Here is a 21,020-nt window from a genome sequence, read left to right as displayed (position 1 = left end):
GCCTCGTACAGCACTCTTGAGAACAAGGAGCGTGACGGTCTTGAGCACCGACACCACCGCATCGGTGTCCACCCACATCCTGGACACCAGCATCGGCCGTCCGGCCGGAGCCGTCACCGTCTCCCTGGCCGCCCGCAGCGGCGGCGAAGCGCAGTACGTGACGCTCGGCGGATCCGCGACCGACGCGGACGGGCGCTGCAAAGACCTGCCGGCCCTGCCGGAAGGAACCACCCACGTACGGCTCGTCTTCGACACCGAGTCGTACTTCACCGCGAAGAAGCAAGCCGAGGCGCAGCAGGACGCCCCCCGCGTAAGGGACAGCGGTGCGTTCTTCCCGGAGGTGGCGATCGCGTTCGCCGTCACCCCGGGCGAGCACTACCACGTACCGCTGCTGCTCAACCCGTTCGGCTACTCCGTTTACCGAGGGAGCTAGCAGACAATGCCCACGATTCTCGGCCAGAACCAGTACGGCAAAGCAGAGAACCGCGTCGTCAGGATCACGCGGGACGGCGACACCCACCACATCAAGGACCTCAACGTCTCGGTCGCGCTCTCCGGCGACATGGACGACGTCCACTACTCAGGCTCCAACGCCAACGTCCTGCCCACCGACACCACCAAGAACACGGTGTTCGCCTTCGCCAAGGAACACGGCATCGAGTCGGCCGAGCAGTTCGGCATACACCTCGCCCGGCACTTCGTGAGCTCGCAGGAACCGATCAAGGTGGCCCGGATCAGGATCGAGGAGTACGCCTGGGAGCGCATCGCGACCTCGGACGGCAACTCGAGGTTCATCGGCGCCGACGAGGTCAAGCACTCGTTCGTCCGCAAGGGTCAGGAGACGCGCACGTCCCAGATCACCTACGACGGTCAGAAGTGGGAGGTCATCTCCGGCCTCAAGGACCTCACGGTGATGAACTCCACCAACTCGGAGTTCTGGGGCTACGTCAAGGACAAGTACACGACCCTGAAGGAGGCGTACGACCGCATCCTCGCGACCGACGTGTCCGCCAGGTGGCGCTACAACTGGACCGATGACGGACAGCGCATGCCGAACTGGGAGAAGTCCTACGAGCAGGCGCGCAAGCACATGCTCCAGGCCTTCGCGGAGACCTACTCCCTCTCGCTCCAGCAGACCCTGTACCAGATGGGTTCGCGCATCATCGAAAGCCGCAGCGAGATCGACGAGATCCGCTTCTCCCTGCCGAACAACCACCACTTCCTCGTCGACCTGGAGCCCTTCGGCCTCAAGAACGACACCGCCGACGGTGCTGTGTACTTCGCGGCCGACCGCCCGTACGGTCTCATCGAGGCGACGGTGCTCCGGGACGGCGTCGAGCCGAAGATCCCGGTCGATCTGACCAACCTCTGAGCGGAGCTGAACCGGCCCCCGCCCCCAGCGGCGCGGAGGCCGGTCGTCCCGGAGGGACATCCCATGGCACCTCCTCCTGTCCGGCCCCACTCGGCGCGGGCGTCATCCCGCTCGCGGCGCCCGACTTCCACGCCGGATTCCCCTCCTGGGCGCATACCGTGCTCGGATCCGGGATCAGTGCGGGAGCGCTCGTCGCGGTCCCGCACAACCTGTTCTTCCATCATCTCGGCACCCACAGCCGTCACGCTGTGGCACTCAAATCCTCCTGGGGTCCTGCCGTGCCCACATCGCCAGAGACAGAAGAGGGAAGCACCATGGCAGCTTCGGCGGATCCAAGGACCGTTCAGCGCATCGTCATCGAGAACTGCTCGATCGCGACCGTCGACGCCCACGACACCGAGTACGCCTCGGGGTACGTCGTCGTGGCGGGCAACCGCATCGAGTCCGTCGGCGCGGGCACGGCCCCGGAGGGCCTCACCGGTGTCGTACGCCGTGTCGACGGCACCGGGCACCTCGCCACACCCGGTCTCGTCAACACCCACCACCACTTCTACCAGTGGATCACCCGGGGCCTCGCGACCGACCACAACCTCTTCGACTGGCTGGTCGCCCTGTACCCGACCTGGGCGCGCATCGACGAGCCGATGGCCCGCGCGGCGGCCCAGGGCTCGCTCGCGATGATGGCCCGCGGCGGGGTCACCACCGCCATGGACCACCACTACGTCTTCCCCCGAGGTTCCGGCGACCTGTCCGGTGCGATCATCGGGGCCGCCCGCGACATGGGCGTACGCTTCACCCTCGCCCGCGGTTCGATGGACCGCAGCGAGAAGGACGGCGGACTGCCGCCGGACTTCGCCGTGGAAACCCTCGACGGGGCGCTCGCCGCCACCGAGGCGACCGTCGACGAGCACCACGACGCCTCGTTCGACGCGATGACGCAGATCGCCGTCGCCCCCTGCTCGCCCTTCTCGGTGTCCACCGAACTCCTGCGTCAGGGAGCCGAGTTGGCGCGCCGGCGCGGCGTGCGTCTGCACACCCACGGTTCGGAGACGGTCGAGGAGGAACAGTTCTGCAAGGAGCTGTTCGGGATGGGCCCGACGGACTACTTCGAGTCGACCGGCTGGCTCGGCGACGACGTGTGGATGGCGCACTGCGTCCACATGAACGACTCCGACATCGCCGCCTTCGCCCGTACCGGCACCGGTGTCGCGCACTGCCCCTCCTCCAACGCCCGCCTCGCCGCAGGCATCGCCCGCGTCCCCGACATGCTCGCCGCCGGCGTCCCGGTCGGACTCGGCGTCGACGGCACCGCTTCCAACGAGTCCGGCGAGCTCCACACCGAACTGCGCAACGCCCTGCTCATCAACCGCCTCGGTGCCCACCGGGAGAAGGCCCTGAACGCCCGTCAGGCACTGCGCCTGGGCACGCACGGCGGCGCCAGGGTCCTCGGCAGGGCCGACGAGATCGGCTCCCTGGAACCGGGGAAGCTCGCCGACCTCGTGCTCTGGAAGCTGGACACCCTCGCCCACGCCTCCATCGCCGACCCGGTGACCGCCCTGGTGTTCGGCGCCGCGGCCCCCGTGACCCTCTCCCTCGTGAACGGCAGGACCGTCGTCGAGGACGGCCACCTCACCACGGTGGACGAGGACGCCATCGCCCGCGCGACCCGCGACGAGGCCAGGCGACTGGCACGGATCGCCGCCGGGGCCTGATGACCCGTGAGGGCTGTCGACCGGAGACCACGGGACGGCTCCCACCCCCCCTGACAGGCCGGCCGAGGGGGACGGCCCTCGGCCGGCCGCCGTGGACCCACGGGTCGACGGCAGCCCGTGCGGGTGCGCGTACGTCCTGTACGCGCACCCGCACGGGTGAGCTCCAAGCTGCCCGCACCAGCTGCACGACCTGCAACAACGCACCACTCAGCACCACCTCCCTGACACCCACGTCACCCGACGTGCACCCGACCGGAGGAAGCCGTGGCAGCTACGCCCAGGTTTCGCAAGAACGCAGTCGAAGCAAACGCCGCAGAAGCAGACACAGTTCGAGCAGGCGCGCAGGACGAGGACGCCGCCGGCGGACCGGACCGGAAACATCCGGTCGACGAGAAGCTCCCGCCCCTCAGGATGTTCACCAGCGGCCTGCAGCACGTGGCCGCGATGTACGCGGGAGTGGTGGCCCCGCCCATGATCGTGGGACCCGCGGTCGGCCTCAGCGCCAAGGAGACCGCCTTCCTCATGGGGGCGAGCCTCTTCACCGCGGGAATAGCCACCCTGCTCCAGACCCTCGGCTTCTGGCGGATAGGCGCCCGGCTGCCGTTCGTCAACGGTGTCTCGTTCGCCGGGGTGACCCCGATGATCGCGATAGGCAAGGATCGCGGTCACGACGGCATCGCCGTCATCTTCGGCGCGATCATCGTCGCCGGTCTCCTCGGCTTCGTCCTCGCGCCCTACTTCTGCAAACTGGTGCGGTTCTTCCCGCCCGTCGTCACCGGCACCGTCATCACCCTGATCGGTGTCTCGCTCCTGCCGGTCGCGTTCAACTGGTCCCAGGGCGGCGACGCCACCGCCGACGACTACGGTTCGACGACGAACATCACGATGGCGGCCGTGACCCTCGTGATCGTGCTCGCCCTGCGCAAACTGCTGCGGGGCTTCCTCCAGCAGATCGCCATCCTGCTCGGCCTGGTCGTCGGCACGCTGATCGCCGTACCCGCCGGAATCACCGACTTCGGGGCACTGGGCGATGCCGACGTGGTCGGTTTCCCGACGCCGTTCCACTTCGGCGCACCGCAGTTCGAGATCGCCGCCATCATCTCCATGTGCATCGTGATGCTGGTCTGCATGACCGAGTCCACCGCCGACATGCTGGCCCTCGGCAAGATCGTCGGCCGTCCCGCGGACGAGCGGACCATCGAGGGCGGACTGCGCGCCGACACCCTGGGCAGCGCCGTCAGCCCGCTCTTCAACGGCTTCATGTGCAGCGCGTTCGCCCAGAACATCGGGCTGGTCGCCATGACCAAGGTCCGCAGCAGGTTCGTCGTCGCCGCGGGCGGCGTCATCCTCGTCCTGCTCGGTCTGGTCCCCGTGGCCGCGTCCGTCATCGCCCTCGTGCCGCTCCCGGTGCTCGGCGGCGCGGGCATCGTCCTCTTCGGGTCGGTCGCCGCGAGCGGCATCCAGACACTGGCCACGGCGGCCCTGGAGAAGGGCGAGAACGCGCTGATCGTCGCTGCGGCCGTCGGCGTCGGCCTCATCCCGATCGCCGCGCCCGGCTTCTACCACGCGTTCCCCGAGGACCTGCTCGTCGTCCTCGACTCGGGCATCTCCACCGGCTGTGTGGTGGCGATCGTGCTGAACCTGGCCTTCAACCACTGGGGCCGCACGCCGGACGTGCCGTCGGATCCGGAGGCCGTGGACAGCGAGCAGCCGAAGGACCCGATGGCCGTGCCCGTCGCCCACTGAACCGCGGGCGCGCGTACGGGACCCCCCTTCAGGGGTGCCCGTACGCGCACGCCGGGCGCGGTGGTGTCAGCCGATGTGGAAGCTGTCGCCGTAGACCTGCCAGTCGAGCGGCGGATCCAGGTTCAGGTTGCCGTCGCGCAGGAACACCCGCTGGGCCGTGTCGACCCGGCTGGTGTCCGAGTGGGCCTCCTCCTGTTCCATCGCCCAGACCCGCGCGTCCAGGAACGCGTCGAGGTAGGCGGTCTCGTCACCGCCCTGCGACGGAGGCGACGCCACGGCCAGGGCCCTCTGCCTGATCGAGCCGAAGCTCGTGGCGTCGGTACCGCCGCCGTGCATCACGATGGCGTCGTAGTACGCGAACTGGCCGAGTGTGCCCAGGCCGTCGGCCTTGCCCTGACGCACCGCCGGGTCGAAGTACACCCGGTCGCGCTCGTCGTCCTGTGCCCGCTGGAAGGCGGGGTCCGACGCGGCCTCGGCCCAGGCGCCGGTGAACCCAGGGTCGAGCCCTTCGTGCGAGTCGGTCCCGTCGACCTCGCGCAGGGCGGGCAGGTACGACGCCAGGGCGTTGCCCGGTTCCCGCTCGGTGTACAGCTCCACCAGGCCGAGCATGTCGCCGGTGCCGGAGCAGAACCCTATGATGCCGGCGGTGTAGCCGCGGCCGTCGCCTATGTCCTCGATGTAGCCGTACTGGGCCTTCCAGTCGAGCGTGGAGTTCTCCGCGCTCGACACGAGCCGCATGGCGATGTCCTTCTTCGCGGGGTCGTCGAGCCCGGTCGCGGCTGCCTCCAGGTGTGCGGCCGGCGGCGTGGGGGCGCCGGCGTGGGCGGTGGCCGGGATCGCCGTGAAGGTCAGCCCGAGGGCCAGCACGGCGAGTCCGACGGTGCGGGTGAATCGGGTGGTGCGACGCGAGGTGCTGGTGTGGGGGTGATGCACCGGTCCTCCAGAAGGAGTTCGTCGTTCCGATATTCTGTTAGTAAACTTTCCTACCAGAGCTCGGCCCGCGCGGTAACCCCCCGTGCACGGACCTCTCCGGGGTCCTCGCGGACTGCGGCGTGCGGCAGGTCAGCTCCCGTCGATGCGGTAGCTCTCGCCGTAGACCTTCCACACCAGGGGGGTCTCCAGCTGGAGCTTCCCCTCACGCACGAACACGCGCTGGGCGGTCTCCACCCGGCTGGTGTCGCTGTGCGAGGGCTCCTTGCGTATCGCGGCCACCCGCGCGTCCAGGAAGGCGTTGAGGTACGCCTCCTCGTCACCGCCCTCCGACGGCGGTTCGGCCTCGGCCACGGCCTGGGCGCGTATCGTCCGGAAACCGACCGTGCCGACGGCGTCGGCGTACCCGTGCATCACATAGGCGTCGTAGTAGATGAACTGCCCGAGGGCGCTGAGCCCGTCGGCCTCGGCGCGCTCGACCGCCGGGTCGAAGTACGAGTCGTCGCGCTCCGCGTCCTGCGCCGACCTGAACGCGGGATCCCGCGCCGCCTCCGACCAGGCGGCGGTGAACGCGTCCTCGAGCCCCTCGTGCGAGTCGCTGCCGTTCACCGCGCGCAGAGCCGGGAGGAAACCCTCGAGCGCGTTCCCCGGACGCTTCGCCGCGTAGCGCTCGACGACCCTCAGCATGTCCCCGGTGCCGGAGCAGAACCCGATGATCCCGGCGGTCCAGCCCCGGCCGTCGCCGATGTCCTCGATGTAGCCGTACTGGGCCTTCCAGTCGAGCGTGGAGTTCTCCGCGCTCGACACGAGCCGCATGGCGATGTCCTTGTTCGCGGGGTCGTCGAGCCCCTTCTCGGTGGGGCCGGAACCGGCCCCGGAGCAGCCGGTCAGTACGAGGGCCGCGACCGCGGCGAGGGCGAGACGTCTGTGCTTCACGCGGCAAGCCTGCCAGGCCGGGGGCCGGGGCCGGCCGGGGTGCGGCGCCTGTAGCGTTCGGTACATGGAAGATCAGTCTGTTGTGGACGTCGGCGATGTGCGGCTGGCGTACCGGACCTGGGGTGACCCCTTCGGCTCGCCCGTCGTCCTCTTGCACGGCCTCGGCGGCTCGTCCCTGAGCTGGGAGGCGGTGGCCGGCCTCCTCGGCGAGGAGTGGCGGGTGTACGCCGTCGACCTGCGCGGGCACGGCGAGAGCGACTGGCCCGACGAGTACGGCCTCGAACAGATGCGGGACGACGTCCTGGAGTTCCTCGACGCCTGCGAGCTCGACCGCGTCGGTGTCGTCGGCCACTCGATGGGCGGAGTGGTGGCCTATCTGCTCGCCGAGGAGCACGCGGACCGCGTCGAGCGACTGGTGCTGATCGAGACCCCGCCGCCCTTCTCCGGACAGCTGGTCGCCGACACCCGTCACACCGGCCCGGTCGACCACGACGAGAACGCCCTGGACGAGGTCCGCGCGCAGATCGCCGAGCCGGAACCGCGCTGGCGGGAGGAGCTGGGGCAGATCGTCGCCCCGACCCTGATGATCGCGGGGGGTCCGGAGAGCGACATGCCGCAGGAAAGGCTGTCCGACATGGCCACGCTCATCCCCGACTGCCGGCTGATCACCCTGGGCGGCGGCCACCAGGTCCACAAGAAGCACCCGGACCAGGTGGCCCAGCAGATCAGCGAGTTCTTCACCAGCTGAGCCCCCGGAGCACGCGGCGAGCACTGTCGGTGCCGGGTGTCATGATCCACGGCATGGATCCCAGCCGCTTCTCCGCCGAGGTCGACGCCCACCCGTGGGCGTCGCTCACGCACGCCTACGGCAGCGCCGCCGATGTGCCCGACTGCCTGCGGGCACTGGCGGGGGACGACGACGAGAAGGCCGAGGAGGCACTCTCCGAGCTGTACGGCAGCATCCTGCACCAGGGGTCGGTGTACGAGGCCACGGCACACGCCGTGCCGTTCCTCGCGCGGATGGCCGCCGCCGGGATCCGGGCGGCGGACGTGCTGGCCCTCCTCGGCGGCATCGCGGAGAACGGCGCGGACCACGGCGACAGCGACGAGGCCGCCGCCCGCCGCGCCGTGACCGCCGAACTGCCCCTGCTGCTCGCCTCGGTAAAGGCCGGGGACAGCGGCGTGCGCCAGGCGGCGGCCTGGGCCGCGGCCATGACGGGCGCGACGGACGAGGCGTACGGGGTGCTCCGTGACCGCTTCGCGGTGGAGACGGATCCGCGCGTCAGGGCCGAACTGCTGGGCGGCCTGGTCCACCTGGACCCCGAGGGCAGCCGCGCCCTCGCCGCCGGGGCCCTCGGACCCGACGAACCGGCCGAGGTCCGTGTCGCGGCCCTGATGGGATGCGTGGACGCCGGGGCCGACTGGGGTCCGGAGCACCACGACGCCATGCTCGCGCTGCTGCCCGCCGACCACCTCGTCGCCGGCCGCATGGACCTCGACCGCAACGAGCCCCTCCAGTACGTCGTCTCGTCCCTGCTGCTCCGGGACACCCCCGCGGACCGGGACGGCGCGTACGCACTGCTGGGTGCCGCGCTGCTGACCGGGCGGCCCGAGGTGCTCGCCGAGGCCGCGTGGGCCTCCGAGTCCGCCGTGCAGATATCGCGCAGTGCGCGGGAGCGGCTCGCGGGCCCACTGTGCGAGGCGGTCCGCCGGGACCCGGAGAGCACGGAGGCGGTGCTGTCCCTGCTCCGGCTCCTCGGTGGACACGCGGCACAGGCAGGCCCCGTGCTGGCGGAGTTGGCGGCGCGGGACGACGATCTGGCCGACCGGGCGCTCGCGGCGCTGGTCGACGTCGATCCGGAGAAGGCCGTGCCGTTCCTGTCCCGGGACCTGGCCCGGCGGCCCCGGGCCCTCGACGCGGCCTGCGGAGGACTGCTCGGCACACCCCGTGTTCCGTGACGCCGGCCTGCTCGCGGCCGTGCGCGCCCGGCTGGCCGAGCCGGACGCGCTCGGTGGCCAGGAACCGTACCGCTACGCCGCCCTGCTGGAGTCCTGGGGGAGCGAGGCGTCGTCCGCCCTGCCCGAAGTGCTGTCCGCACTCGGGAGGTTCCCGCAGCAGATGACGAGGGCGCTGGCCGCTGTATGCGCCCCGGGGAACCGAGCCGAGGCGGGCGACGCCCTGCGCCGGGCTGCCCGCTCGGGACAGCCTGAGGGACGCCTCGGCGCGGCCAGGACCCTGTACGAACTCACCGGTGACGCCGAGCCCGTGCTGGCTCTGCTGGCCGAGCGGCTGGAGGACGGCGACGCGCACGGGACGCGTGAGGCGGCGTCGATCGCCGCCGGCCTCGGGCCACGCGCGGCTGTCCTGCTGCCCGCGCTGTCGGCTGCCGTCGGCGACCCCGCCGCCGACCGCACCGTCCCGCGGTTCGACGCCGGCATCGCCGTCGCCGAAGCGCTGTGGCGAATTGCCGGCCGGGCCGAGGAATCCGTGCCGCTGCTGCGGGGCGCGCTGTCCGCGACCGGGCCGGACTGGATGCGGTGGACGGTCTCCAGGGCCGCCCGTGTCGCCGTACAGCTGGGTGACGAAGGCCGGCCACTCACCGAGGAACTGCTGCGGCTGCTGCCCGACCCGCACCAGACCCCGGTCGTCGTGCGGGCCCTGTGCGCCGTGGCCCCGGAGACTCTGGACGGGCCCGAGGCGGCGGGGCTGCTGCTGGCCTCGGCGGAGATGGACGCGGACCCGTTCACGGCGCTGGACGCGCTGCTGGGGCTCGGCCCGGCCGCGATGACCGCCGAGCACCGCCGCCGTCTGACGGAACTGGCCGAGCGGGATCCGCGGGTGACCGCCTCAGCCGTGGAGGGGGCGACCGCGTCAGCCGACGAACGGTTCCAGGAGCGCGCGCGGGAGGTGCTCCGGGTGTTCCGGGGAGAGGGCGAAGGGGCCTGAACCGAGCGCGCCCGCGCCACGCGGGGCCCGGCCCCGAGGCCCTTCAGTCGCCCGGCCGCCAGTCCGGCCGGCGCCCGCTCAGCGCGATCACCCGGTCGGCCAGCGGCGCGTCGGCCGGGACGGGGACCGGCGGGCCGAAGATCGCGTCGGGCCCGGACCTGTCGTCGTCCCCGGGTGCCAGCAACACCTCCGAGGAGCGCAGGCTCGCCTCGTCCGCCCGGAACTCCTGCCCAGTGGATCTGGCCAGGTCCCAGCCGTGCACCAGCAGCTCGTTGCGCGCGACCATCCCGGCGACCTGACCGGGCAGATCGACTCCGCCGGCCCGGGTCATGCCCTCCAGCGCGTCCGGGGAGCGCCAGGCCGCGACCAGCTCGTCCAGCAGGGGAGGCAGCGCGGTGCGCCAGTCGGCCGGCAGTACCGGCAGGGCCGCTGTCGGAGGGGTGCCGGTCGTTGGGCCGTACTTCTTGTGTGCCGCGTCGCGGAAGGCGACGGTCAGCCCCAGGAGGTGCCCGAGCAGCTCCCGTACCGAGTAGTCGGGGCAGGGGGTGGGGCCGGTCAGCTGCCGGTCGTCGACGGCGCCGATCAGTTCGCGGATCTGTCGCGCGGCCGGTTCCAGGTCGAGACCGGGCGCGGTTCCGTCAGAAGTGTCCATACCCTTCAGACCCTTCCCACGGCCGGAACTCATCGCCGCCAGGCGCCGGAACACGTGCTTCCGCGTCCGGAACGCATCGCGGACATCGCGGAACGTTCCCGTCCACCCTCTTGTCGGCGACGCCGTCCGCATGGCATATAGGTCTGGACCATTGCTGTCGGATGGAAGGCATCACTGTGCAACGCCCCCACGCACGCACCGCGTTGACCTGCTCCGCCGCGTTGCTCCTCGCCGCTCTCAGCGCATGCGGCGACTCCGTCGAAGCGGACACCGTGAAGCCGGCGGTCCCCGGGGGAGTGACGGCGCAGGCCGGCAGCGCCACCTCCGTGCACGTCATGTGGGAGCGGTCCACGGACGACGAGGGCGTCACCGGCTACGACGTCTACCGCGCGGGCGAGAAGGCCGCGTCGGTGGACGCGGCGAAGCTGATGACCGACGTCGGAGGTCTCTCCGCCTCCACGGTGTACACCTTCACCGTCAGGGCCCGGGACGCCGCCGGGAACGTGTCCGCACCGAGCGCCACCGTCCTCGTCACCACACCCGCGGCCGCCCCCGCCGACAAGGAACCGCCGACCGGCCCGACGGCGCTGCGGGGCAGGGCGGACAGCGGCCGGACGGTCTCGCTGTCCTGGGGCGGCTCCACGGACGACGTGGGAGTGACCTCCTACGACATCTACCAGGAGGACTCCAGGATCCACAGCGTCTCCGGCACGCGGACCACGGCCCGCCTCACCGGGCTGCGGCCCGGCACGGTCTACACCTTCACCGTCCGCGCCCGCGACGCGGCCGACCGCTCCTCACCGGACAGCGACGCCCTCGACCTCACCACCCCGTCCGCGCCGGGCGCCCCCGCGAGCACGGCGCCCACCGGGCTGCGGACGGCGACTGCGGTGCAGGGCGAGGAGTCGCTGGTCGACCTCTCCTGGGACCAGCCGGACACCGGCGGCACGATTCCCGCGTACCAGCTGTTCCTGAACGGCAGGCTGACCACCACCATCGTCTGGGGCGGTACGCCGCCCGAGGGCCGGGCGACGTACCGGCTCACCCTGACCGACCCGCCCGGCACCCGCTACTCGCTCAAGATCCGGCCCAAGCTCCCCGACGGGAAGTGGGGCGACTTCTCGGCCCAGCGCACGGTGGTCCTGCCCGGCTGACGGCCCCTCGCCCCGGCGGCGTCGCCGGGGCTGGGGAGGAAGGGCGCCGGCATGCGGACGGGCGCCCGGGACGGAGCGCTCCTCAGGCGGCGAGCGCGGCGGGCTCTCCGAGCCGCGTGGCGGCCGTCCGCCAGGCGGCCGTCACGGCGGTGCGGGCCCGCTCGGTCCGGTCGGCACCGTCCGCCGACAGGTCGAGCGGTTCTCCGATGTGCACGTGCAGTCCGGGGCGGCGCATCGGCGCCGTGAACAGGCCCGCGAGCTGTTTGGGCACGCTTCCCGAGGTCACCCGGCGGGCGCCGGCCTGGCCGACCGGCACCACCGGCGCCCCGGTCCGCCTGGCGAGCCGGGCGAGGCCGCTGCGGAAGGCCTCGGGCGCCGCCTCCGCGGCGTCCGTACGGCGCGGGATGCCGCCCTCGGCGTAGATGAGGACCAGGCGACCGCGGTCGAGCGCGTCAGCCGCGTCGTCCAGGGCGTTCGCGGCGCGCCGGTCGCCGCGGTGGACCGGGATGTGCCCCTCCTGGGCGAGCGCACGGCCCAGTACCGGTACACGCCACAGCCCCGCGGCCGCCATGACGACCGGACGGACCCCGAGGCGGTGCAGTGCGGCGAGCACCACGGCGGGGTCGGCGAGCGAGGTGTGGTTCGCGGCGATGATGCTGCCGGGGGCGAGTGCGGCGTCCGCGTCGGCCGTGACCGTGAGACGGCCGAACGCGGGTACCAGGACGTCGGCGAGGCGGCTGAGCATGTCCGGACTCCTGAGCTCGATCTGATGGCGGTCCCCATCCTCGGCGGGAGAGGCGCCCGGAGCCTGAGTAGCCGCACTCATCCTTCACGGTCCGGTGCCCAGGCCGAGCCTGGGGCGAGGAACCGTTCTACGTGACGCGCACCGTCTCGATCCACGCGGGAGGGGCCGGGGCGGACGGGCCGATGAGGGCGGCGACGAGCCGGCACGAGGGGGTCTCGTCGGGCCACGGAGTGAGTCCGTCCGTCAGCACGACGACGATGCCCGGGCGTTCCGGTCCCGCCAGCGCCGCCGCGATCCCGACGCGCATGTCGGTGCCACCGCCGCCGCCCAGCGTGATCTGGCCGGCGGACGTCACCCGCGAGACCGCCTGGACGTCGGCGTCGCAGGCCAGGACCGTCACCCGGTTGCCCCGGATCCCCACCTCGCGCAGGACGCCCGTCACCTCGGCGAGTGCGGTGGCGATCTCCGCCTCGCCCATCGAGCCCGAGGTGTCGATGACGACCGCAACCCTGGGCAGGGGGCGCCGCAGGCTCGGCAGCACGATGCCGCGCAGTGCCGCGCTCCGGCGGGACGGCCGCCGATAGGTGTAGTCGATCGCCCCGGCCGCCCAGGCGGCGGCCTCCCGCACGGCACCCGCGAGCGCCCGCCTCCAGTCGACGGTGGGCTGGAGGACCTCGTCCGCCCAGCGCTTCCAGCCTCCGGGGAGGGACCCCCGGGCGCGGGCGTGGGCGCGCATCGCCTCCGCGGTGTGGCGCCGCAGCGCCTCCGCCTCGACCGTGCCGACCCCCGAGTGGCCCGCGGGGTCGCCCGACTCCCAGGGGGACGGCTGCCCGTGGGCGCCCGACCCGCAGTCCTGGGTGACGGGGGAGGGCGGCAGCGCGGCCAGGTACACCTCGAAGAGACGGCCCCCCGGAAGGCCGAAGAGGCGCGGCTCCATCCGCCCCTCGGGCAGCGGGAGCCCGTCGGCGATCAGGTCGTCGTTGATCTCGCAGTCCTGCGCGACGTTCACCCGGTGCGGATCCCGCTGATCGGCCGCGGGCAGCAGCCCGGCCCGCCCGTGGTGGTCGCGCAGCAGGTGCGCGACCTCGTGCACCCACACCGCCGCGAGTTCCGCCACCGGGGTCCGGTCGACGAAGGCGGGCGACACGTAGCAGCGCCAGTACCGGTCCACGCCCATGGTCGGCACCTCGTCGCTCGGCACCACGGTCAGGGCGTACAGCGCCGAGGCCAGGTACGGGCGGTCGGCGGCCGCCCGGTAGCGCGCCGCGAGCAGCTTCGTGGTGTCCAGCTCAGCCGCCCTGAGGAAGGGCACCGGACTGCCGCAGCAGGTCCAGGAAGCCGTCGATACCCGGCGGCACCGGCCAGTCGAGGTCCCTCATCCCGGCGAGGTCCACCGCCGCCCGGGCGGCCACGTCGGGCACACCGGCGTCGACGGCCTTGGCGAGCACGGCCCACCCCGCCTCCCAGCGCTCCCTGGTCAGGTCGCCCTGAACCGCGGCGACGACCGCGATCAGGAAGGCGAGCTGCCGGTCCCCGCGCCCCGGCAGCGCGAACGCGTCCGGGTCCGCGAGCACCCGGTCCGGGTCGGGCAGGTCGAGGTGTTCCAGATAGGACAGCAGCTCGATGCCCGCACCGTCCCCGACCGCGCCCGTGAGCACGGCCGCGACCGCCTCCCGGCCGGCGCCCGCCGCGTGACCCGTGGCGAGCAGTCGCAGCGCCATGTCCCAGGTCCGCGGGGACGGCCACGCCCGGCCCCGGCCCTCGGCGTCCGCCGGGATGTGGTGGACCAGGCCGGGGCGCGCCGTCAGGAACCCGGAGACCGCACCACGGGCCCGTGCCGCCGCCCCCGGCACCTTGGCGGGATCGACGACGGGTACGCCCAGGGCGGGCCAGGTCCCCGCCATGCCGCGGGCGACGGTGCGCGGGTCGTGCGTCCACCGGAGGTGGACGAAGCGGTTGGCGAGCGGCGGGCTGAGGTGCCAGCCGTCGGCCGCGCTCGACGGAGGATTGGCCGCCGCCACGACGCGTACGGCCTCCGGCAGGCGCAGGCTGCCCACCCGCCGTTCGAGGACGACCCGCAGGAGCGCCGCCTGCACGGCGGGCGGCGCCGACGACAACTCGTCGAAGAAGAGGAGCCCCTGTCCGGCACGGGCGAGCCGCACTGCCCAGTCGGGCGGCGCCATCGGCACGCCCGTCACCGCCGGATCGTCGCCCACGACCGGCAGCCCGGCGAAGTCCGACGGTTCGTGGACGCTCGCGATGACCGTCTCCAGCTCGAGCCCCAGACCGGCGGCGAGCTGCTCCATGCCCGCGGACTTGCCGATCCCGGGCTCGCCCCACAGCAGCACCGGCTGATTGGCCGTCACCGCCAGTGCGAGCGCCTCCAGCTGGGGGCTCTTCGCGGGCTCGGTGCGGGTGGTGCGCAGCCGCCGGTTCAGGTCGTCGGCGGCCTCCAGCGGTCCCGGCGTGACGGAGGCGGGCCGGATGGTGGTGCTCACTGTTCCTCGTCCTCCGGGCTCTCCTGGACATACTCGTCGTACCACTCGGACCCGATGCCCGGGTGCTCCGTCTCCACGCGCTCCTTGAGGAATGCGAGGTCCTCGCGCCTGTACCGGCGGATCATCTGGGACAGCGAAAGCTCGGTCGCGTCCGTCACGTCGATCCTGGCCCCGGCGTCGAGCAGCGCCCCCACCAGGGCGGGGGAGCCCCCTTCACTCACCGCCACGCCCAGCGGGGTCCGCTCCATGTGGTCCCTGGCCTCCAGGTCGAGTCCCGCCTCCAGGAGCCGGGGCAGCAGGGCCTCGTGGTCGAGCAGCGGCAGGACGTGCAGCAGACCCCGCTGCCGTGCGTCCTTCACCCGGAGGTCCACACCGGCGTCCAGCATCTCCAGCACCGCGGGGGTGTCCCCGTGCTGGGCGCGCAGGAACAGCTCCCGTACCTGTGCCCGCAGCTCCTTCGGAAGCCTTCCCGTGCCCGACGTGCAGGAGTGCTCCACGGCGAAGCAGCCGGCGACGGCCCCGCCGAAGGCCCGCAGGGCGCTCTCCCGCTGCCGTTCCTCATCGGTGTGCGGGGAGCGGAGCGCGCCGTCCCGGAACACGACCTCGTGCCACTCGCCCCTGCACCTCACCCGCACGGGGCGTGGCGCCGGAGGCCCCGGGGGGCCGAGCGGCCCCTCGAGGGCGGGGAACAGCGCACGGGCGACCAGCGGGTGGAGCCACTGCGGCGGCATGGCGCCGATCCGCAGCAGGTCGAGGTCGGGAAGGCGGCGCCAGGCCGCCTCGGGAAGCCGGGCCGCCGATGCCGCGCCCGGGGTCTCCCTTTCGACGACACGGGCCCGGAGACGCCCGCCGGTGCTGTGGTCCGGGAGCTCCAGCAGGATGGAGATCCGCCAGCTCATGGGCACCAGGAAGCGCTCCCCGCCACCCGCGGCGGTCGCGCGCCGCACCGCCGGATCCAGGCGGGGGATGTCGAGCGTCATCCGGCGGACGTTGTCCTCGATGTCCAGCCCGCGCCACGACCGCGTGGACTCCGGCAGGACCGGGTCCCATTCGACGCCGGCGGCGGCGAAGGCCTCGGAGACCTTGCCCTCCTGGTGAAGCAGCGTCACCCGCTCCGCCCGGCCGGCCGCGTCATCGCCCGCGCCGAGCTCCTCGGTGCTCAGCGGCGTGCCGTCGTGGCGGAAGAAGGGAACCCGGACGGCGGCGCCGACCGCCTCCCGGAGACCGTCCGTGTGCCGCGCGTCCCACAGCCACCGGCAGGCCCGCCAGTCCTCGGTCCCCGCACCGAAGACGCCGGGAGTCTCTTCGCCGGGCACGGCGCCGAAACGCAGGACGAGGCGCTGCGGTCCGTCGACCATCGGGGGCGTGAGCAGATACAGATACGGGGCGAGAGGCAGGCCGGACCCGTTCCCGTAGCCGGCCAGGACCACGGTGCGGTCGGTGGCGATCGTGGAGCGCCCCGCCAGCACCCGGGGCAGGTGCCAGTGCACCAGGTCGGGTACCAGGTGGAGCAGGTCCGACGCGAGGGCTCCGGCGACGGCCGTACCGTACGCCGCCGTCACCTCCGCGAGGTCGAAGGCGGGTTCGACGCGCGCCGCCGCGAGGGCACCACGCCAGTCACCGGCCAGCCGCCGTTCCGTCGCCCGCTCGATCAGCCCGCGTGGCACGGCGTACCGGCGGACCTTGCGCAGGCTCGACGCCTCCTCCGGCGGGAGGAAACCGTCCTTGGGCCAGGGCCTCACCGGTAGACGCTCCTTATCGCGCGCAGGTCCGCATGGGTGCCGGTGTCCGGCCGCAGTCGCGAGGCGAAGGACCGCTTCACCCTGCGGGGCAGCCCGGGACCGAGGCCGACGTACTCCAGCCGGCAGTCCGTACCGACGGCGCCCAGCAGGTCCTTCGCGCCCCGGCCGGTCAGGCCGGTGTGCGCCAGTTCGAGGCGGCGCAGCGGGCTGCCCGGCAGGGCGGCGGCCAGCGCGTGGGCCCCGGCGTCGCCGGTCGCGTTCCCCGCCGCCCCGAGGCTGCGCTGCGACATCGGGCGGCCGAGGTTGAGCGCCTCGATCCCGCCGAGGGCGTCCGCCAGCGCGCTCGCCCCGGCCGGCCCGATCCCGTTGCCGCCGAGCCCGAGACGCACCGGACGCGCCGGGTCCACCGCCGAGGCGAGCACGGCGGCCCCCTCGTCGCCGAGGTGGTTGGCCGGCAGATACAGCTCCCTCACCCCCGCGTCACGCAGCAGCGCCGCGAGGAGCGGTGCGGTCTCCGGGCCGAGCCCGTTGCCGCCGAGGAACAGCCTCTCCAGGGGCTGCTCCCGCACGGCGAGCACGCGCAGCAGGGACGTCAGACCGGCAGCGGTGATCCCGCAGTTGACGAGGTCGAGAGTGCGCAGGACGGTGTTGCGGGCCAGCATCGCGCCGAGCGCCCGGACACCCGCGTCGCCCAGCGGATTGCGCTTGAGCCACAGGGCCCGGACGGTGCCGTCCCCGCCCAGGGACCCGGCCAGCGCGGCAGCGCCGTCGGCCCCGATGCGGTTGCAACCGAGATAGACCGTCCGCAGCCCGTGGCCGCACTCCCGCAGCGCGTCCGCGACCGAGCGGGCCCCCTCGTCGCCGAGGGAGTTGGTGCCCAGCAGGACGTGTTCCGCGTGCGGTGAGCGAGCGAGCGCGGGCATCAGCCCGGCCGCGCCGGCAGCCCCGAGCCCCTGCTTGCAGAGGTCGACACGCCCGTCGCCCCGCAGGGTCCCCAGCGGGAACACCTCGTCCGCCCCGACCGGCCGCTCCACCGCGAGCCGCGTCAGCAGCGGCTCCAGCAGAGCGGGGTCGGCGAGCGGGAGGTCCGGGTGCTCGATCGCCGGGCAGCGCACGGGCATCGGCTGCGACATCACAACTCTCCAGTCCCTTGCCGACGCTCCGGCCGCGGGGGACGACCACGTCCACCGCCCGCCCGGCGTGCCGACGCCATCCCTCCGAGAACAGGTGGCAAGACCGGCCGGATTCGAACCGGCGTCCTCCAGCTTGATGCGTGGGCGCGACGACCTCTGCGCTACAGCCTTGCCGTGCGTGATCATAGCGGCGCCCGGCTCGAAATCGCACGCCAGTACGCTGGTTGTGCTCGTCTGCCGGGCGGCCCGGAAGGGATCCGCCCGGGGCGGCCCTCCCCACATACGCGGCCCCGGCCAGCCGCCCACCGGCAGTCCGCTCGACCTGGAGAGAAACCCCGTGAACGCCGGCAGCTACTACGAACCCATCGATGTCCACCGCTACAAGCCGACCACGCACGCCGGCGGCGCCTGGGACCCCGACGAACAGCACTTCAGCCGCTCGGCGGACTGATCGTGCACGCCGGCGACCGCCACCTGGGCGGCCGCCCGGACGCCGGGATGGTCCCGTCCCGTATCAGCTTCGACATCCTCGGCCGTCTCGCGCTCGACGAGTGCGAGATCCGCGTGGAGACGATCCGGCCCGGGCGCACCGCCGAACTCGTCGACGCCGTCGCGCTCATCGAGGCACCGGGACGCCGCACCACCGTCCGGTGAGGACGGTGCGCGCAGTCGAGCGGGACTGCTGAGGGAAGTGGCGCGCTTCTCCGGGTGGGCTCGGCTCGGACATCAGGGACGCGCTTACAGAGGACATCGACGATCTCGATCTCCACTGTTCCGCGCACCTCGCTGCGGAACGCGAACGCCCCCGGCGCCGACGGCGGCACCGGGGGCGTTCGCGAACGCGTGTCAGCGCAGCTGCTCGTACGCCGGCAGCGTCAGGAAGTCCGCGTAGTCCTGGTCGAGGGAGACCTGGAGCAGGAGGTCGTGGGCCTGCTGCCACCTGCCGGCCTCGAAGGTCTCGTCGCCGATCTCCGCGCGGATCGCCGCCAGTTCCTCGGCCGCGACCTTGCGGGCCAGGTCCGCCGTGGCGTGCTCGCCGTTCTCGAAGACCACGTCCGCGTTGATCCACTGCCAGATCTGCGAGCGTGAGATCTCCGCGGTGGCCGCGTCCTCCATCAGGTTGAAGATGGCGACCGCGCCCATCCCTCGCAACCACGCCTCGATGTAGCGGATGCCGACCGCGACGGCGTTGCGCAGGCCGTCGTACGAGGGCTTCGCGTCGAGCGTGTCGATGGCGATCAGGTCGCCCGCCGCCACCGAGACGTCCTCGCGCAGGCGGTCCTTCTGGTTCGGCTTGTCGCCGAGCACCGCGTCGAAGGACGACATCGCGATCGGCACCAGGTCCGGGTGAGCCACCCACGAGCCGTCGAAACCGTCGCCCGCCTCGCGGTCCTTGTCCGCCTTGACCTTCTCGAAGGCCACCTTGTTGACCTCGGCGTCGCGCCGCGAGGGGATGAAGGCCGCCATGCCGCCGATGGCGTGCGCGCCGCGCTTGTGGCAGGTGCGGACCAGGAGTTCGGTGTACGCCCGCATGAACGGGGCGGTCATCGTCACCAGGTTGCGGTCCGGCAGGACGAACTTCGAACCGCCGTCACGGAAGTTCTTGACGATGGAGAAGAGGTAGTCCCAGCGGCCGGCGTTCAGCCCGGAGGCGTGGTCGCGGAGTTCGTAGAGGATCTCCTCCATCTCGTACGCGGCGGTGATGGTCTCGATCAGGACGGTCGCGCGGACCGTCCCCTGCGGGATGCCGACGTATTCCTGGGCGAAGACGAAGATGTCGTTCCAGAGGCGGGCCTCCAGGTACGACTCCGTCTTCGGGAGGTAGAAGTACGGGCCCTTGCCGAGGTCGATCAGCCGCTGCGCGTTGTGGAAGAAGTAGAGGCCGAAGTCGACCAGGGCGCCGGGCACCGGGGTGCCGTCGAGCTGGAGGTGGCGCTCGTCCAGGTGCCAGCCGCGGGGGCGGGTGACGACGGTCGCGAGCTCGTCCGCGGGCTTCAGGGCGTACGACTTGCCCGACTTCGGGTCGGTGAAGTCGATGTTGCGGGTGTAGGCGTCGATCAGATTGAGCTGGCCGGTGATCACGTTCTCCCACGTGGGGGCGGACGCGTCCTCGAAGTCGGCGAGCCAGACCCTGGCGCCCGAGTTCAGGGCGTTGACGGTCATCTTGCGGTCGGTCGGGCCCGTGATCTCCACCCGGCGGTCGTCCAGCGCGGCTGGGGCCGGGGCGACCTTCCAGGTGTCGTCCGCGCGGACCGCTTCCGTCTCCGGCAGGAAGTCCAGCGTGGAGGTGCGGGCGATCTCGGCGCGGCGCTCGCCGCGGCGGGCGAGCAGCTCGTCACGCCGGGGCGTGAACCGGCGGTGCAGCTCGGCCACGAACGCGAGGGCCGCATCGGTCAGGACCTCGTCCTGCCTCGGCAGGGGCTCGGCATCGACGATGGCCAGCGGGGACGGCGCTGGTGCGGACATGAGCTGTCACTCCTTCAGCGGGTGGTGCGACGGCATCCACGGACGCCGGGTCGCCCGGGACGGCACGGGGTGCCGGGGCTCCGGGATACGGCCATGGGTACCGCCGCGGACCGGAAGCGGAACCATGTGCTTCTGATCAGTGGATATTAGTTTCCTCATGGTGGAAGTTCAATGGTTTGTTGATGTCGAGATTCTCCGGGTCGACAGACGTCCCGTCGAGATGGCGCGGCGTGCCAGTCCGATCCGTTCCGTTCACTCCAGATGTCTCAGGTCGGCCGCCGTGTCGATGTCGTGTGCCCGCGCGACGTCGGAGCACTCGACGAGCGTGATCGCGTCGCGGTGTGCCCGCAGGTAGGCCCGGGCCCCCTGGTCCCCGACCGCGCCCGCCGCGACGGCCTCCCAGTGGTCCGCCCCGAACAGCACGGGGTGCCCGCGCTCCCCGTCGTACGCGGCGGCGGCCAGACTCGACCGCGAGTGGTACGCCGAGCGGACCCGGGCCACCGCCTCCGCCCCGATGCCCGGCTGGTCCACCAGGAGGACGAGAGCGGCGTCCGCGTCCGAACCGGCGAGCGAGGCCAGACCCGCCCGGAGCGAGGAGCCCATGCCCTCCTCCCACGACGGATTCACCGTCACCCCGCACGCCGAGAGGTCCGCCAGGTCCCGCACCTCGTCCGCCGCCGCGCCCAGCACCACGTGGACCGGGCCGCACCCGCCGTTGCGCAGCGCCCGCACCGCGTGCTCGACGAGGGGGCGGCCGCGGTGTTCGAGCAGGGCCTTCGGCCGGCCGCCGAGACGGCGGCCGCCCCCGGCGGCGAGCAGTACCCCGGCGACCACGGGGATCCGTTGTGTGTGAGCCATGTGCCCTGGATACCACTGCGTTGTCCGTCCGGCGGATTGACCGTCACCCCTCGGGGGTACCCTCCTCCCCTGTCCGCGCAGTCGCGCACACCACTTCCGAGTGCGCCGACTCGCGGACGTTCCCAGGCA

18 protein-coding genes and 2 pseudogenes are annotated in these 21,020 nt (G+C 72.6%); 9 read left to right on the top strand and 11 right to left on the bottom strand.

What is annotated here, in order from left to right; genetic code table 11:
- The first annotated feature begins 40 nt into the window (after positions 1-40).
- The 4 genes from uraH (at position 41) to LWJ43_RS05630 (ending at position 4,830) form a co-directional block, all read left to right on the top strand.
- Positions 41-433, top strand: coding sequence for a hydroxyisourate hydrolase (uraH, locus tag LWJ43_RS05645; protein ID WP_277331181.1), 393 nt, complete (start codon positions 41-43; stop codon positions 431-433).
- A 6-nt stretch (positions 434-439) separates the two neighbouring features.
- Positions 440-1,372, top strand: a complete 933-nt coding sequence (pucL, locus tag LWJ43_RS05640; RefSeq protein ID WP_277331180.1) for a factor-independent urate hydroxylase — start codon at positions 440-442, stop codon at positions 1,370-1,372.
- A 314-nt stretch (positions 1,373-1,686) separates the two neighbouring features.
- The gene (locus tag LWJ43_RS05635) at positions 1,687-3,084 is read left to right on the top strand and encodes an 8-oxoguanine deaminase (RefSeq protein WP_277331179.1); all 1,398 of its coding nucleotides are present in this window, start codon (positions 1,687-1,689) and stop codon (positions 3,082-3,084) included.
- Between the two features lie 264 nt (positions 3,085-3,348).
- Positions 3,349-4,830, top strand: coding sequence for a nucleobase:cation symporter-2 family protein (locus tag LWJ43_RS05630; RefSeq protein WP_277331178.1), 1,482 nt, complete (start codon positions 3,349-3,351; stop codon positions 4,828-4,830).
- Between the two features lie 66 nt (positions 4,831-4,896).
- On the opposite strand, the gene LWJ43_RS05625 is transcribed toward LWJ43_RS05630, so the two are convergent.
- Both LWJ43_RS05625 and LWJ43_RS05620 read right to left on the bottom strand, forming a co-directional pair.
- Positions 4,897-5,763, bottom strand: a complete 867-nt coding sequence (locus tag LWJ43_RS05625; RefSeq protein ID WP_277331177.1) for a chitosanase — start codon at positions 5,761-5,763, stop codon at positions 4,897-4,899.
- A gap of 129 nt (positions 5,764-5,892) precedes the next feature.
- Positions 5,893-6,696 carry a chitosanase gene (locus LWJ43_RS05620; RefSeq protein WP_277331176.1) on the bottom strand — a complete coding sequence of 268 codons (804 nt, stop codon included), beginning with the start codon at positions 6,694-6,696 and terminating at the stop codon, positions 5,893-5,895.
- Positions 6,697-6,760: 64 nt separating this feature from the next.
- On the opposite strand from LWJ43_RS05620, the gene LWJ43_RS05615 reads away from it, so the two are divergent.
- From LWJ43_RS05615 to LWJ43_RS05605, 3 genes are read left to right on the top strand one after another with little or no spacing between them, the layout of a single operon-like run.
- Positions 6,761-7,444, top strand: coding sequence for an alpha/beta fold hydrolase (locus LWJ43_RS05615; RefSeq protein ID WP_277331175.1), 684 nt, complete (start codon positions 6,761-6,763; stop codon positions 7,442-7,444).
- A 53-nt stretch (positions 7,445-7,497) separates the two neighbouring features.
- Complete coding sequence (locus LWJ43_RS05610) at positions 7,498-8,655, top strand: hypothetical protein (RefSeq protein WP_277331174.1); 1,158 nt, start codon at positions 7,498-7,500, stop codon at positions 8,653-8,655.
- Positions 8,645-9,643 carry a hypothetical protein gene (locus tag LWJ43_RS05605; protein WP_277331173.1) on the top strand — a complete coding sequence of 333 codons (999 nt, stop codon included), beginning with the start codon at positions 8,645-8,647 and terminating at the stop codon, positions 9,641-9,643. Before LWJ43_RS05610 ends, LWJ43_RS05605 begins: the two co-directional genes overlap by 11 nt.
- Before the next feature lie 43 nt (positions 9,644-9,686).
- Here LWJ43_RS05605 and LWJ43_RS05600 read toward each other — a convergent pair whose 3' ends face one another.
- On the bottom strand, positions 9,687-10,295 hold the full coding sequence (locus LWJ43_RS05600; protein WP_277331172.1) for a TIGR03086 family metal-binding protein: 609 nt from the start codon (positions 10,293-10,295) through the stop codon (positions 9,687-9,689).
- A 161-nt stretch (positions 10,296-10,456) separates the two neighbouring features.
- On the opposite strand from LWJ43_RS05600, the gene LWJ43_RS05595 reads away from it, so the two are divergent.
- Positions 10,457-11,449 carry a fibronectin type III domain-containing protein gene (locus LWJ43_RS05595; protein WP_277331171.1) on the top strand — a complete coding sequence of 331 codons (993 nt, stop codon included), beginning with the start codon at positions 10,457-10,459 and terminating at the stop codon, positions 11,447-11,449.
- Positions 11,450-11,531: 82 nt separating this feature from the next.
- Here the strand turns inward: LWJ43_RS05595 and LWJ43_RS05590 are convergent, their stop codons facing one another.
- The 6 genes and pseudogenes from LWJ43_RS05590 to LWJ43_RS05565 form a co-directional block, all read right to left on the bottom strand.
- Positions 11,532-12,194 (bottom strand): lysophospholipid acyltransferase family protein, encoded by a 663-nt coding sequence (locus tag LWJ43_RS05590; RefSeq protein WP_277331170.1) that lies wholly within the window; start codon positions 12,192-12,194, stop codon positions 11,532-11,534.
- Positions 12,195-12,321: 127 nt separating this feature from the next.
- The gene (locus LWJ43_RS05585; protein WP_277331169.1) at positions 12,322-13,506 is read right to left on the bottom strand and encodes a vWA domain-containing protein; all 1,185 of its coding nucleotides are present in this window, start codon (positions 13,504-13,506) and stop codon (positions 12,322-12,324) included.
- Entirely contained in the window at positions 13,484-14,692 is a 1,209-nt protein-coding gene (locus LWJ43_RS05580) for an AAA family ATPase (protein ID WP_277331168.1), read from the bottom strand. Before LWJ43_RS05580 ends, LWJ43_RS05585 begins: the two co-directional genes overlap by 23 nt.
- Positions 14,689-16,434, bottom strand: a complete 1,746-nt coding sequence (locus tag LWJ43_RS05575) for an ankyrin repeat domain-containing protein (protein WP_277331167.1) — start codon at positions 16,432-16,434, stop codon at positions 14,689-14,691. Before LWJ43_RS05575 ends, LWJ43_RS05580 begins: the two co-directional genes overlap by 4 nt.
- Positions 16,431-17,567, bottom strand: coding sequence for a leucine-rich repeat domain-containing protein (locus LWJ43_RS05570; protein ID WP_277331166.1), 1,137 nt, complete (start codon positions 17,565-17,567; stop codon positions 16,431-16,433). Before LWJ43_RS05570 ends, LWJ43_RS05575 begins: the two co-directional genes overlap by 4 nt.
- A gap of 95 nt (positions 17,568-17,662) precedes the next feature.
- A pseudogene (locus LWJ43_RS05565) lies at positions 17,663-17,738 on the bottom strand.
- A 166-nt stretch (positions 17,739-17,904) separates the two neighbouring features.
- Between LWJ43_RS05565 and LWJ43_RS05560 the strand changes: the two are divergent.
- Positions 17,905-18,188: pseudogene (locus LWJ43_RS05560) on the top strand (acyl-CoA thioesterase domain-containing protein); the annotation flags it as partial.
- 225 nt (positions 18,189-18,413) lie between these two features.
- Here the strand turns inward: LWJ43_RS05560 and aceB are convergent.
- Together aceB and LWJ43_RS05550 are read right to left on the bottom strand one after the other, a co-directional pair.
- Positions 18,414-20,033, bottom strand: a complete 1,620-nt coding sequence (gene aceB / locus LWJ43_RS05555) for a malate synthase A (protein ID WP_277331165.1) — start codon at positions 20,031-20,033, stop codon at positions 18,414-18,416.
- 252 nt (positions 20,034-20,285) lie between these two features.
- On the bottom strand, positions 20,286-20,891 hold the full coding sequence (locus tag LWJ43_RS05550) for a nucleotidyltransferase family protein (protein WP_277331164.1): 606 nt from the start codon (positions 20,889-20,891) through the stop codon (positions 20,286-20,288).
- Positions 20,892-21,020: the final 129 nt, after the last annotated feature.

The sequence above is a fragment of the Streptomyces sp. JH34 genome (assembly GCF_029428875.1).
Taxonomy (GTDB): Bacteria; Actinomycetota; Actinomycetes; order Streptomycetales; family Streptomycetaceae; genus Streptomyces.
Note: the sequence above shows the minus strand (reverse complement) of the source record. Positions and strands in the feature narration are given on the sequence as shown.

Bases quoted from the DNA above. Each gene is read 5' to 3' on its own strand.
- LWJ43_RS05590 (WP_277331170.1), bottom strand. From the start codon at position 12,194: ATGCTCAGCCGCCTCGCCGACGTCCTGGTACCCGCGTTCGGCCGTCTC.
- LWJ43_RS05610 (WP_277331174.1), top strand. From the start codon at position 7,498: ATGGATCCCAGCCGCTTCTCCGCCGAGGTCGACGCCCACCCGTGGGCG.
- LWJ43_RS05600 (WP_277331172.1), bottom strand. From the start codon at position 10,295: ATGGACACTTCTGACGGAACCGCGCCCGGTCTCGACCTGGAACCGGCC.
- aceB (WP_277331165.1), bottom strand. From the start codon at position 20,033: ATGTCCGCACCAGCGCCGTCCCCGCTGGCCATCGTCGATGCCGAGCCC.
- LWJ43_RS05615 (WP_277331175.1), top strand. From the start codon at position 6,761: ATGGAAGATCAGTCTGTTGTGGACGTCGGCGATGTGCGGCTGGCGTAC.
- pucL (WP_277331180.1), top strand. From the start codon at position 440: ATGCCCACGATTCTCGGCCAGAACCAGTACGGCAAAGCAGAGAACCGC.
- LWJ43_RS05570 (WP_277331166.1), bottom strand. From the start codon at position 17,567: ATGTCGCAGCCGATGCCCGTGCGCTGCCCGGCGATCGAGCACCCGGAC.
- LWJ43_RS05635 (WP_277331179.1), top strand. From the start codon at position 1,687: ATGGCAGCTTCGGCGGATCCAAGGACCGTTCAGCGCATCGTCATCGAG.
- LWJ43_RS05595 (WP_277331171.1), top strand. From the start codon at position 10,457: ATGGAAGGCATCACTGTGCAACGCCCCCACGCACGCACCGCGTTGACC.
- LWJ43_RS05550 (WP_277331164.1), bottom strand. From the start codon at position 20,891: ATGGCTCACACACAACGGATCCCCGTGGTCGCCGGGGTACTGCTCGCC.